We start from the raw sequence: 13,346 nt of genomic DNA on the forward strand, positions 1-13,346 counted from the left end.
TGCTTTGGTTATCGTTTGCAGTTAACCCGAAAACCCTACCCCACCGATGTCAGCGATGAGGAGTGGGCCTTCGTGGCGCCCTATCTGGCGCTGATGCCCGAATCCTCCGCCCATCGTGTCCACAGCCTGCGCGAGGTCTTCAATGCCCTGCGCTACATCGTCCGCGGCGGCCTGCTCTGGCGGCAGATGCCGCATGATCTGCCGCCGTGGCAGGTGGTGTATCAGCAGACCCGACGCTGGATCGAGGCCGGCGTCTTCGAGGAACTGCTGCATGATGTGCGCGAGTTGATCCGGGTGGCGGACAAGCGCAAGGCTCAGCCCAGCGCCGTGATCCTCGACAGCCGCACCCTGCAGTCGACGCCGGAAAGCGGCGCACGGGCCGGCTATGACGGGGCCAAACGCCGCAAGGGCTCGAAGGTGCATATGGCCGTGGATACGCTGGGGCAGTTGCTCGCCCTGCGGGTGACGCCCGCCAACGAACAGGACCGCGCCCAGGTGGCCGCCCTCGCCGAGCAGGTGCAGCGGGTGACCGGTGAGGCGGTGGAGGTTGCCTTCGCCGACCAGGGCTACAGCGGCGAGTCGGCGGCCCGACAGGCAGAGGCGCATGGCATCCAGCTGGAAGTGATCAAGCACACGGAAGCGAAGAAGGGCTTCATCCTGCTGCCCCGGCGCTGGGTGGTCGAGCGCAGCTTCGGCTGGATGGCCCGCTTTCGAAGACTGAGTCGGGATTACGAGCGCCTGGCCTCGACGCTGGCGGGCTTTCACTTCATAGCCTTTGTTTGCCTGATGTTGCCGACTGCTCTCAAGGCCTTGGCAACACTCGGCTGATCAAGAAACGAACGGGTTAATAACAGGCTCTAGGGACTGCGCCGAGCTGCAAGCCAAGATCGAGGCCAGGGGGCGACCAACACCCGTGACAAAGATCCGCGTAGCCCTGCGCCAGATATTCTGCCAGGCCATTGCTCTTGGCCGATGCGAGAGCAATCCGGCTAGTTAGCGGGCCGGGCGCCATCGCCGCACCACCCCCGCAGGCTAAGTTGTTCCCCGGCGAAGCTCGTTATCAGTGAAAACACCATCACCCTGACGGCTGAACAAGGTCGGGTACAAGGGCCGCCTGATAGGGCGCGGCACGGGCGGTGCATGAGCGTGCCTGCCACCCGGCTGTTTGTTGCTATGAGTCAAGGCAACGAGGGCGTGGGTGATCTAGCCTCATAGTGGGTGTGTTCGCAACACAAACACGAGCAAGGGATGATAAGAATGAAACTAGCACTCGCACGGGGTCTGTTTTTTGTAGGTTCCTTGGCCGTTGCTTCCCTGGCTGTGGCGGCTTGGCATGAACCGGCACCTGGTGTGATCAATGCCAAGAGTGGCCTTGATCATTGTCCGCTGCCCCCCAATGCCAGAGGTGTTGCGCAAGTTCGCCCGGATCAGGATCTGATGCTGCTTCTGTTCGGTCTCTCGCAAGGTCTGAAAGCTTCGAACTGATTCAGCCATGTATACATTCTCGAACCGATCAGTTGGCCTCTGCCACGAGGCCAACCAACCTCATGCAGCCCCTCAGCAGGTCTGCGTCTTTTCTTGAGCGCCATACTGGCTTGTATGACTGCTTGGCTCAAGATCTTCCGTTCGAAAGTCTAAATTAGAAGCTGGCTCATGGCCAAGCCATGCTGAGGCCGGGCGCGCTTGTCGCCAGGTATTGGGATGGCGCTGGGATGGCGAGGAGGGCTGCTTATTGGTTGGTATGGAGCTGCTGCAAGAGGTCGATGCAAGCAGGCGCTTCAGCCTGAACGAATGGCGTTACCAAGTCGGCCAAGAGGCAGCCGGCCAAGCGGGCCGGCTGCTTTGCATCGCTCAGATTCCTTCCGGTAGACGTAGGCCTCCAGCCTCGATCGTATAGGGGACAGCTTCGATGGCTGCTTGGTTTTGACTGACTTTGGGGATGGGGCAGCGGTAGCGCTGGCGTACGTCCAACTGCTGATCTGCCGTTCTGCAGGGCTCTTTGGTGGCCAGGCTGGCGAGGTAGGCAGGGGATAGCCGGACAAGAGCATCCTTGTCGCGCTGGTTGCCATTCCCTCCATTGCCGGTGCCGCCAGAGCCACCATTTCCGCCAGTGCTTCCGTCGCCGGAGCCGTTATCCCCTCCGGTGCCGCCAGAACCACCCTCTCCTCCAGTGTCGCCGCCACCGGAGCCATTATCCCCGCCGCCGGTGCCGCCAGAACCGCTGTCACCACCGGAACCACCATCCCCACCGGTGCCGCCGTCGCCACCACTGCCGCCAGAATCGCTGTCGCCACCGGAACCACCATCCCCACCGGTGCCGCCGTCGCCACCACTGCCGCCAGAACCGCTGTCGCCACCGGAACCACCATCCCCGCCGGTGCCGCCATCGCCACCGCCACCGGTTCCGCCATCACCGCCACCTCCGGTATCGGCGGCGGCAAGAATAAGACCGCTGGCGGTTTGGCGGGTCACCTCATAGTTGTTTCCGCCATTGCCGTCTTCGATGGCTACCTCGTCCACCAGTAGGGTGCGCTCGCCGACTGTCGCCGAATCGTACTCCTGGGTTGCCGTGGCCGTATCGCCGGTAGCAAGACCGGTAATTCCGACCGTACCGCTCGAGGTGGTGGTGCCATCGTAGGTCTTGCTGTCCGAGCTGGCGCTCAGGATCAGCTGGGCCTTGTTGATGGTAAGGGTGCCGGAGTTGTAGCTAATGTCGTAACCGAGCTGGCTGGAGTAGAGGCCACCGTCGATCGCGTAGGTACCGGCGTTGCGTGCGGGCTGGCTGGTATTGATGGTGCCATAGATCAGGCTTTGCTTGACCTTGGGATAGCGGTGCCAGAAGTTCGGGGTTATCGAGCCGGTCGTGTAGCTGCTGCCGCCAGCCCAGACGGTACCGTCGTAGGTAATGGTCACATCGTCAGAGGTGACCGTCAGCGGTGTCATGAAGGCGCGCAGCAGGGGAGTGGTATGGCCTTCGTAGATCCTCCAGACCGCATTGCTACCACCGCTGTTGGAGATGCTCCAGTCGGCGAAGCTCTCCATTTGCATCATCTCTTCGTTGGTCAGGCCGCTGGCGCCGCTGGTGTTTCCAGCTCCGATGCCGGGCCGACTGCCGGCCGTTGTGGCATTCCAGTAGCTCCTGGCAATGCTGCCGCCGTTATAACCCAGCAGGGCGCCGACATTGCCGCTCGTGCCGGTGACAGTACCGATCGCATAGCTGGTATCGATGCTGCCGCCGTTATATCCCACCAGTCCGCCGACCTCGCTGGTGCCGGAGACGCTGCCGGAGGCATAGGTGTTGACGATCGAGCCCGAGTTGGTGCCGACCAGTCCACCGCTGCGGGATGAGACGCTGCTGACGCTGCCAAGGGCGAAGCTGTTCTCGATGTTGCCCGCATTGGCCCCGACCAGACCTCCAGCGTTGCCGCCGGAAACTGTGCCGATGGCGACATTGCCGGCGGCATAGTTGGTATCGATGCTACCGGCGTTGTATCCCACCAGGCCGCCGACCTTGTTCTTGCCGGAAACAGTGCCCGTGGCGTAGTTGACCTTGACAGAGCCGGTGTTATAGCCAACCAATCCGCCGGTGTTCTCCTCTTCGCCCGTGACGTTACCCGAGGCGCTGTTGCCGATGACCAGTCCGCTGTTGCCGCCCACCAGTCCGCCGACGTTGGTATAGCCATAGACGTTGGCGAAATTGTGGCTGCCGGCGACGATGCCACTCGCGTTGAGTCCCACCAGGCCCCGACATTGGTGTTTCCACTGACGCTGCCGAGAAGGTCCGCGTAGTCGCCAAGCATGCTGTTGTCGGGGTCGAGTGCGCTGCCGAGCAGTTCGAGTCCGCCGAGGTCGGCGAGGCTGTAGCCGATTGCAGCTAGTTTGCTGTCGATGAGTGCTTGCAGGCCGTCGAGGGTACTGATGCTGACGAGGCTATCCAGGCCGTAGCTGCCGGCGTAGAGGGTGCTGTCGCCGAATCCTGACAGCCCTGTACTGCTGGCGATGTCAGTCAGATTACCGATGCTGTAACCGCTGGCGAGCTGAACGCCGCTGTCGAGCCCGAACAAGCTGGCCAACTCGTCGAGAGTTGCGGCACCGAAGCCGCCGCCTGCCACGAGGCCGCCGAAATTGAGTCCAACCAGGCCACCGACGTTGCTGTTGCCGCTGACGATTGCATTGCTATAGTTGGCTACGACCAATCCGCTAATATTGGAGCCTACCAGGCCGCCGACATTGGTGTTTCCGGTGACCAGGCCGATGCTGTAGTTACCTGCGACGATGCCGCTGTCGTTGGTTCCCACCAGGCCGCCGACATTGGTGTTGCCAGTGATGTCGCCGACGACGAAGTTGCCCATGAGCACACCCGAGTTGTAGCCCGCCAGTCCGCCGATGCTCGAGGCTGTGCCGATCACGCTGCTGAGCGCGAAGGTGTTGATGAGCTGGCCGCTGTTGCTGCCGACCAGTCCGCCCACGAAGCTTTCTCCACCGACACCGCCGATGCTGTGGCTGTTGGCGATCAAGCCGCTGTTGCCGCCGACCAGTCCGCCGACGTACTGGTAGCCGCCGACGCTGCCGGTGGCGTAGATCGACTCGAGCGTGCTGGACGAGGCCTTGCCGACCAGGCTGCCGACGCGGCTCAATCCGCGGACACTGGCATCGACCAGTCCCAACTGGCGTATCGTCGCGTTCTCGGTCGCGCCGAACAAGCCGACGTTGTCGGTGGTCGAGCGGTTGATGGTCAGTCCCGAAATGGTGTGCCCCAGCCCATCGAAGATGCCGGTGAACGCACTGCCGTCATTGCCGATCGGCTCGAAGCCGGCGCCACCGTTCCAGGTGCTGGTATCGCTGGCGACGATGTCATTGCCCAGCACGTAGCGTCCGCCGAGATCGCTGCTGCCGACCCCCTGCAGGGCGGCAAGGGTCTGGATCACGGTATAGGCATCGCCGTTCACGGAGAAGCCGGCGCCGCTGCCGGAAAGGGTGATGCTGGAGCCGTTGAGCAGGCGGTAGGTGGCATTGCTGCCGTGATTCAGCGCTACGCCTGCGCCGTCGCCGGTGGCGGTGATATCGGCATTGATGTTGATGTCGTTGTGGGCGCTCAGGGTCAGGGTGGTGCCGGCATCCCAGCTGACGGCGGCATTGACGTTGATGTCGCCGGGCTCCGCGCCGTTGTCCCCGGTTGCCAATTCGACGTTGGTGCTCGCCAGACTGGCGGACAGCGTATCGGCAGCGATGTTGCTGCCGGTCGGGGAACTGCCGGCACCGATGGTGAAGTTATTCGGGTCGATGCGCCAGGTGCCGGTCTTGCCCGTGCTGGCCTTGGTGGTCACCTTGGCCGTATCGGCGACCTGTACCGTGGCGCCGCTGGTTTCGATGAAGCCGCCGTCGCCCCCGTCCGGAGCCGAGGCGTCCAGGGTGCCGCCGACCTGGACGATCCCCAGGTTCATGTCGCCGAGCAGGGCGATTTTGCCGTTCTTGCTGCCCAGGGTCTGCGCTTCGATGATGCCTTCGTTGTTGACAACGGTCTTCAGCAAGGCGTCGCTGGTCTTGGCGGTCATGATCACCGTGCCGCCATTGGCCTTAATCAGGCTGCCGTTGCGGGCCAGGGCGTCGGCGGCGGCCTGGTCGACCTGGACATTGAGCAGGCCGTCGCCGGCGAAGTCGAGGGTGACCTGGTTGCCGGCGGCCAGGGCCACCGTGCCCAGCTTCGCCTGGATGACCCCGTCGTTGCTGACCTGGCCACCGAGCAGGGCCACTGCGCCGCCGTCGCTGGCGGTGATGTTGCCCTGGTTGCTGACGCCAGCCAGATGATGGCCGTTACCCTTGAAGCGGTAATTGCCGGCCTCGAAATCCTCGTTGGTGATGTCCAGGGTCGAGGCGACCAGGCCGCCGACATTGACGCTGGCCCCTGGCCGAAGAGGATGCCGTTGGGGTTGATCAGAAATACCTTGCCGTTCGCATCCAGTTTGCCGTAGATGGCGCTGCCATCGCTGCCGATCACCCGGTTCAAGGCGATGGAGCTGCTGTTCGGCTGCTGGAAGGTCACGCTCTTGTCCGCGCCGATGTTGAAGCTCTGCCAATCGATGGCCATTTTCTGGCTGTTCTGCTGGATCTGCAGATTGTTGCCCGAGGGTGTGCCGATGGCGCCGCTTCCCAGGACGACCTGTCCGCCCTCGGGCAGGTCGGCGGCCAGCAGGGACAGCGGCGAGAGAAAGAGGACGAGAATCGGCAGCCGCAGGCGGCCGGGCTTGCCGCGTTTGGCGGCGTGTTCACTGGTGACGACCCAGGCGCTTTGCGTATGACTCCAGATGACGTTGAAGATCCTGTTCATTAATTGTCGAGCCCCCTTCCGATGGGTATACGTACGACTGCGGGCATGGTCGGTGCGCTACGGCCGATACTGCCGGTCCGACGACAGCGCGTACTACTCGATATTAAAAATAGCGGACTAACTGAACCCAGACGCGAGGCGTGCGGTTGACATCGCTTTCGGTGCGCTCGCTGCCGAGTTTCCAGGCGGATACGGCACTGATCCGCCAGCCGTAATCGCTCCAGTTGATGCCGACCCCGGCGCCGGACAGGCTGCGGTGGTTTTCGCCGTCGTCCCAGGTGTCCTCGTTCAGGCGCACTTCGCCGTGGTCGACGAAGGTGGACAGTTGCCAGGCAGGGGTCAGGGCATAGCGCAGCTCGACGTTGGCCAGCCAGCCCTGGTCGCCGGTCGCTTCGCCCTGCGGGTAGGCCCGCACGCCATAGGGGCCGCCGAGCCAGAACTTTTCCGCGGAGTCGAGGTTGCCGTCGCTGAGCTGGGCCTGTAGATGGGTGTAAAGGCTGAGGCGGTCGGTCAGGCGTTGCAGGCGCAGGATGGCCGGGTTCCACTTGTTGAAGGTGCCCTGGGTGTGAGCCGTGGCGTCGTCCAGCTGCTCCACGTCGCCGCTGCCGATGGTCAGGTCGCCGTGGGTGTAGGTGAGGGCGAAACTGGTGACGCCGCCACTGCCCAGGTTGTCCTGGGCATTGCCGCTGAGGGTCGCGCTCCAGTTGCGCAGGTGCTTGTCGCTGCGGCTGGAGAACAGGTCGATGTCGTCCTCGAGGAATTTCTGCTCGTACTGCAGGTGACCATAGAGGTTGAAGGTGCGGCTGCGGATCAGCGGCTGCAGTACGAAGGCGGTGGCGATGCGCGCATTGCCGTGGGCGTCCAGCTCGTCGAAGTCCTTGGACAGTTCGTAATTCATGTTGGAGTAGGCCGCACCGATCTGCGTGCCGATCGGCCCGACCGGCAGTTGATAACCGATGCGGTAGTAGTTCTGGCCCTCGTCGGAGCGCATGCCGCGCAGGCTCAACTGGTCGCCCAGGCCCAGCGGGCTGTTCAGGTTGAGGGTCAGGCCCAGGCGATCCTGGCCCATGAAGCGGTTGCCGTAGTTGTCCGCATCGATCGAGCCGCTCACCAGCGGGGCGGGACGGGTTTCGACGACCAGGTCCGAGGTGCCGACGCTGGTGCCGGGGCGCAGGGTGGACTTGACTTCGACGCCCGGGGTGTCCTGCAGCAGCAGGAGGCTGCGTTCGAGCTCCTTGCCCTCGACCGCCGTGCCGCTTTCCAGGGGAGCGAGCGGGCCCTTGAGGACGCGGTCGCTGACGCGCGAACCGTTCTGCAGCTGGATCTGGCCGTAGCGGCCTTCGAGCAGGGCGATCTCGACGATGCCTTGGTCGATTTCCTGGGCCGGCAGGTAGGCGCGGGCGAGTGGATAGCCGCGCTGGCGATAGTAGTTGGACAGGCGCTGTGCGGCCTGCTGCAACTCGCCGAGGCTGAGATCGCGTCCTTTCAGGTTGTCGAGCAGGGGCAGGAGCTTGCTGCTCGGGATTGCCTGGTTGCCGCTGAGGCGAAATCCCTTCACCGACAGTGTCGGGCCGCCGGCGGTCACCTGGCCGTTGCCGCTGTCCGGCAGGGTCAGGTCGAGGCGCTGAGGCGCGGGTACGGAAAGTGGTGCTGTTTCGATTTCGTGGATCAGTCGGCCAGCGTTGGGAAGCGTGGCCGCAAAAACGCTACAGACAGGCAGGGTGGTGCACAGGGCAAACAGCGGCCGCAGATGGCGCATCGTTCGGATTCCTTTCCAAGAAGCCATGGCATCCGGCCGGTTGGTGGGGTGGGCCGGATACAGCGTGCTTCAATCCTTGAAGGTTGGGGCGCCCAGACCGGGCTCTTTCAGAGTAAGAGCTGACAGACGGTCTATCAAGGCAAAATTGCCATCGTTCCTCGCCCGTTTCACCAGACAGTGGCATCAGGCCAGGCGTAGATGGTTATCCCAGAGCCCGGCCGGCAACTCTAGATGGCGAGTTTCGATCCGTGCCTGGCGGCAGTCGTACAGTCGGCAGCGGCTCTGTCCGGAGCTGACGACGAAGCCTTCGGCGACCGCCGCGACACCGGCGCAGTCGGCCAGCGGCGCATCGAGGCGCAGCGCGGCGCTATCCAGATCCCAGACGAATACCCGGTTGCCGCGTGGCGCGGTCACTGCCAGCAGGCGCAGTGTGCTGTGGATCGCCACGCTGGCGGTGTACTGACTCATCGCCCGGCGCTGGGCCTCGCCAAGGGGGAAGGCCCGGAAAGCCTGACCGGGACGCTTGATCGCCAGCAGCGGCACGGCATCCTGCGGATTTCCCTCGTATTGCTGGCCGCTGACCACGGTGCCGTCGCTGGCCACGGCCAGATGGCGCACGCTGTTCATCCGCTCGGGCAGTCGCTCCTTGCTGATCAGGTGGCCATCGCGGCGCAGCAGCACCAGGCTCGGCTCCATGGCATCAAGGTTCATCTTCTCGCGGCTGTCGGCCTCGGTGCGGATGCCGCCGTTGGCTACCACCAGGGTTTCGCCGTCGGGCATCCACAGCAACTGGTGCGGGCCGATGCCGTGGCTGGGGTGTTCGGCCACGCGCTGCAGCCGTTCGGCCTGCAGGCGATAGACGCCGATTACCCCACGGCCGGGTTCGCGGGTATCGTTCTCGGTGCTGTAGAACCACTCGCCGCCGGCATGGAATACGCCATGTCCGTAGAAGTGCCGGTCGGCGGGAGTGGCCAGCGTCTGCCGCAGGCGGCCGTCGCGGGTGTCGATCAGATAGCTCTCGCGGCTCGGTCGGCGGCCGATGAACAGCGCCAGCGGCAGGTGCGGATGCGGCACCACGTCGTGGCAGCGCTCGGCCACCGGAGTGGCGAAGGCCTGGGTGCCGTCCAGCCGGTAGCCGACGGCATGGTGATGGCCGTCGGCATCGTCGCGGGCGGAGAGCAGCAGCGGCTGGCTACTGCCGGACAGCAGGCGCCAGCCGCCCAGGGTGGCGGCAGCGAGCAGGGCGCCGCCGCTGGCGAGCAGGATGCGTCGCTTCATGGCCGTGCCATCCTCAGTCGCCGTCGTGGGCGTTGAAGCCGAGCTGGATGCCGAGCGCCTTGGCCAGCTCGCGCTCGTGCAGGCGATGCAGGCGATCGAGACTGTCGTAGAGGGCATTCAACTGGTCGCGCCCGCCCTTGTCGGCGAGCAGTTCGTCGAGCGGACGCTGCAGGGCGGCGAGCCGTCCGCGGCTGTCGCCGAAGGCCTGGTCGAGGCGTTGGGCGAGTTCCACCCGGTCGCCGCCGAGCAGGCTGCGAATGCCGTCCTGCTTGACGCCGAGCCACAGGCGTTCGGCCGTTGCCAGGCTGGCGGCGAGGTTCGACAGCGTGGACTGGCTGCGCCAGGCTTCGGCCTGCAGCGGCTGCGGCACGCCCTTGCTCTGCCGGCCGAGCGGGGTGCCGAGCTTCTTCTTCAGACCGTCGAGGGCGACGACTTCGGCGCGCAGGATTTCGGCGATGGCCTCCTTGGCTTCGGCATAGCGGCTGTTGGGAAACTTCTTCAGTTGTGCGGCCATGCCGGCCTCTCCTTGCCACTGCTGGAGGATTTCCGCGGAGAGGGTCTGCTGGTGCTTGCCGATGGCGATCAGCAGCGGGCAGTAGCGTTGGCGCTGGGTGGCGTCGGCGAGGTCCAGATCCTTGTCAAAGAGCAGATATTCGTAGGCGCTGAGGCCCTGGACCACCACGCTGGCCTGATCCAGGTCGGTCTGCGTCAGTTCCGGCTTCTGCTGCAGCAGATTCTCGACCTGACGGGCGACCAGGTTTTTCTTGTCCGGCCAGAACTGCACCTGCCAGGTCAGGTTGCCTTCGGCCAGCGGCCCGAGCAGCAGGGGCTGCAGGGCGGCCCAGTTGCCCTGGGCAGCCAGGAAAATCTGCCGTGCCTGTTGCAGGTCCTCGTTGCCGGCGCAGAAGGAGAGGGCGCTGGCCGCCAGCTGACGGTCGGCTTCGGTCCAAGCGCTGTAGGCTGGCAGCAGCACCCCATCGGTCAGGGCGGTGCTGGTCTGCAGGTTGGGCTCCTTGGGCGTGCAGGCACCGAGCAGGAGGCCGGTCAGGGCAAGGAGGAGGGGCGTGCTGCGGAACATGCTTCGGTTCCTTTTTCAGAGGGAGTTCAGAAAGGCCAGGAGTGCGGCGCGCTGGCGGGCATCGAAGCTCAGGACCCGGTCCCTGGCCGCTTGCGCTTCGCCAGCGTGCCAGAGTATCGCTTCCAGCAGGTTGCGCGCCCGGCCGTCGTGAAGGAGCTGGGTATGGCCGCTGACTGCTGCGGTCAGGCCGAGCCCCCACAGCGGCGGAGTCCGCCATTCGCGGCCGCTGGCCTTGAATTCCGCGCGATTGTCGGCCAGACCGTCGCCCATGTTATGCAGCAGAAGGTCGCTGTAGGGACGGATCTTCTGGCTGGCCAGCGCCGGGTCGGCGTTCGCGGCGGTGACGAAGGCGGGAGTGTGGCACTGCGCGCAGCCGGCGCGGTGGAACAGCGCCTTGCCGGCCAGTACCTGCGGGTCCTCCACGGCGCGCCTTGCCGGCACGCCGAGATGGCGGGTGTAGAAAAGCACCCGGGCGAGCAGGTGGTCGTCGACTTCCGGCTCCCTGCCATCGGCGCCGGCCAGGCAATCGCTCTGGCCCGGCGTGCAACTGCTGCCGGGTAGCCGGCTGCTGGAAAGGCCCAGATCGTTGAAGAAGGCGTCGGCGTTCTGCTGGTCGAGGGTCGGCTGTCCGGCCTTCCAGCCGAAACGGCCCAGGGCCGTCGCCTGGGCGATGCGGTCCCGCACCCGGTTGGGGCGCCCGGAAATGCCGTCGCCGTCGGCATCGTCGGGATCGGCGTTGGCCAGGATGTCCGTCTCGGGGATCGCTTCCAGCAGGCCGAGGCCGATCATCGGCGGGGCGATGCGCAGGGAAAAGCGCGTGTCGGGGTGTAGCGGGCCGTAGCCCAGGCGGTCGAGCAGCAGCCGCGGTTGGCGCAGCTCCACTTCGAAGCCGTCGGCGAAACGCAGGCGCTGGGTGTCGTAACTCAGGCGCACCCGCGCCTCCGGGATCACGCCGGGCACCGCCATGTCCTGCAGCTGGGTGCCGTAGACCGGTTCGGGAACCACGCCGAGACGTTCGGCGAGCGCTGCGGTTTCCGGCGTCTCGGGGAGCGACAGGCGCACCAGCAGGGACACGGCATTGCCCGCCTGCGCCTCCGGCGGATGGCCGCGGCCGTCGCGAAGATGGCAGTTCTGGCAGGCGTTGGTGTTGAACAGCGGGCCGAGGCCGTCGCGGGCGGTGGTGCTGGCCGGGGCGATCACCCAGGGCTTGCGGAAGAAGCTGTTGCCGACGGCGAAGTCCATGCGCTGCCCGGACGTCAGATTGGCCGAGGGCTGGGCGAAGGCGTCCCGGTCGCTGCGCCGGACGGTGGCGCTGCCCGCCGACAGGGCTTCGTCGGGCTCGGGCCGGCTGAAGTCCGCCGAAGGCCCGTCGCAGGCGGCGAGGCCGAGCACCAGCAGCAAGGGAAAAAGGCGGTGAAGCGGTGACGGCATCGACGGCATCCCAGGGAGGGCGCGGCAGCGAGCCGCGCCCGACAGGCGGCGGGGATCAGAAGCTGTGGTCGGCGCTGTCCGGATTCAGGTCGCCGATGCCCAGCCGGGCCGCAGCCTGCTCGATGGCACCGGTCTGCTTGACCAGCGCGGCGATGGCGTCGCGCACCAGCTGCTGGCCGGCGGTATTGTCGGCGGCGATCAGCTGGTCGAAATGCTGGCCCTTGGCGGCGCTGTCGACCAGCGCCTGCAGGCGCGCCTCGCTGGCCGCGAGGTTGGCCTTGAGGGTGGCGTCGGTCTGGGCATCGGCCTTGGCGACCAGCGACGACAGGCTCGGTCCGCTCAGCAGGCTGCCGTCGAGCCGGCGGTATTCGCCCAGGTAGACGTCGCGGATGCCCTTGCCGTCGAAGAAGTGCGCATTGTGGGTGTTGTCGCTGAAGCAGTCCTGCTCGTCCTCGGTGGAGTTGGCCTCCAGCGGCACCTTCATGCGTTCGCCGGCCAGCTCGCCGAGGGACAGGCTGCCCATGCCGAAGAACATCTTGCGCAGGCCGTTGGCGGCCGGCTCCTGCTCCAGGCCGGCGCGGTAGTTGTCGGCCACCTGCGGCTGCCACTGGCCGACCATGTATTGCAGATCGCTGACCAGCAGGTCGGTGACCGCCTTGAGGTACGCACGGCGACGGTCGCAGTGGCCGCCGGTGCAGCCCTTGTCGGCCAGGTAGTCGCTGGCCGGGCGCTGGCCGGCGCCGGCGGCGGTGCCGTTCAGATCCTGGCCCCAGAGCAGGAATTCGATGGCGTGGTAGCCGGTGGCGACGTTGGCCTCCGAGCCGGCCAGCTCGTTGAGGCTGGCCAGGGTCTCGCCGGTGATGCTGGCGACGTCGAGCTTCTCTTCGCCTACCTGGATCTCGGTATTGGCGACGATGTTGGCGCTGGCACCGGGATTGCCGAGCGCATGCTGGTAGTCGGCGGCGACGTAGTCGATCAGCCCCTCGTCCAGCGGCCAGGCGTTGAGCTGGCCCTCCCATTCGTCCACCACCGGGTTGCCGAAACGGAACACCTCGCTCTGCATGTAGGGGACGCGCGCCGCGATCCAGGCCTCGCGGGCGGCCCGCAGCGTGTCCTCGCCCGGCTTGGCGAGCAGGGCGTCGACTGCCTGCTGCAAGGCCTTGGCGCTGCTCAGGGCGTCGCCGTACACGGCCAGTGCCAGGTCGGCGTAATGCTTCACCACCGCCTTGGCGGTCGCCTCGTCGACCCGCGGTGCGGCGGCGGGAGCGCTGGCTGCCGGTGCGGCGGCCTGGGTGCTGGTTTGTTCTTTCTGGTCATCGCAGCCGGCGAGCGAGAGGGCGATGGCGAGCAGGCTGGCGGCCAAGGGAGTGCGGGACATGACGGTAGTCCTTGCGGCGGAGTCGGCGGGGCGCGATGCGCAGTTGCCGTTTATGATGCGAAGGATTTGCATTTTTGAAAAGTAGACCGATGGC

At 65.7% G+C, this 13,346-nt stretch carries 9 protein-coding genes; 2 read left to right on the forward strand and 7 right to left on the reverse strand.

Annotated elements, in window-relative coordinates; genetic code table 11:
• Positions 1-15 precede the first annotated feature (15 nt).
• A complete protein-coding gene (locus Atro_RS19360) occupies positions 16-828 on the forward strand; it encodes an IS5 family transposase (RefSeq protein WP_497924896.1) in 813 nt (270 codons plus the stop codon).
• 429 nt (positions 829-1,257) lie between these two features.
• A complete protein-coding gene (locus Atro_RS19365) occupies positions 1,258-1,485 on the forward strand; it encodes a hypothetical protein (RefSeq protein WP_497924897.1) in 228 nt (75 codons plus the stop codon).
• Between the two features lie 366 nt (positions 1,486-1,851).
• On the opposite strand, the gene Atro_RS19370 is transcribed toward Atro_RS19365, so the two are convergent.
• The 7 genes from Atro_RS19370 to Atro_RS19400 all read right to left on the reverse strand — a co-directional run bounded on the left by Atro_RS19370 (position 1,852) and on the right by Atro_RS19400 (position 13,252).
• Positions 1,852-3,498: a hypothetical protein gene (locus Atro_RS19370; RefSeq protein WP_497924899.1), complete on the reverse strand. Its 1,647-nt coding sequence runs from the start codon at positions 3,496-3,498 to the stop codon at positions 1,852-1,854.
• Between the two features lie 2,083 nt (positions 3,499-5,581).
• Positions 5,582-6,328, reverse strand: coding sequence for a two-partner secretion domain-containing protein (locus tag Atro_RS19375; RefSeq protein ID WP_497924901.1), 747 nt, complete (start codon positions 6,326-6,328; stop codon positions 5,582-5,584).
• Between the two features lie 103 nt (positions 6,329-6,431).
• Positions 6,432-8,087, reverse strand: a complete 1,656-nt coding sequence (locus Atro_RS19380; protein WP_497924903.1) for a ShlB/FhaC/HecB family hemolysin secretion/activation protein — start codon at positions 8,085-8,087, stop codon at positions 6,432-6,434.
• A gap of 183 nt (positions 8,088-8,270) precedes the next feature.
• Positions 8,271-9,365: a DUF1513 domain-containing protein gene (locus tag Atro_RS19385; RefSeq protein WP_497924904.1), complete on the reverse strand. Its 1,095-nt coding sequence runs from the start codon at positions 9,363-9,365 to the stop codon at positions 8,271-8,273.
• Between the two features lie 13 nt (positions 9,366-9,378).
• Positions 9,379-10,443 (reverse strand): imelysin family protein, encoded by a 1,065-nt coding sequence (locus Atro_RS19390; RefSeq protein WP_497924906.1) that lies wholly within the window; start codon positions 10,441-10,443, stop codon positions 9,379-9,381.
• 15 nt (positions 10,444-10,458) lie between these two features.
• Positions 10,459-11,874 (reverse strand): di-heme oxidoreductase family protein, encoded by a 1,416-nt coding sequence (locus Atro_RS19395; RefSeq protein WP_497924907.1) that lies wholly within the window; start codon positions 11,872-11,874, stop codon positions 10,459-10,461.
• Positions 11,875-11,929: 55 nt separating this feature from the next.
• On the reverse strand, positions 11,930-13,252 hold the full coding sequence (locus tag Atro_RS19400; protein ID WP_497924909.1) for an imelysin family protein: 1,323 nt from the start codon (positions 13,250-13,252) through the stop codon (positions 11,930-11,932).
• Positions 13,253-13,346 lie beyond the last annotated feature (94 nt).

This window comes from Azotobacter tropicalis, assembly GCF_059739045.1.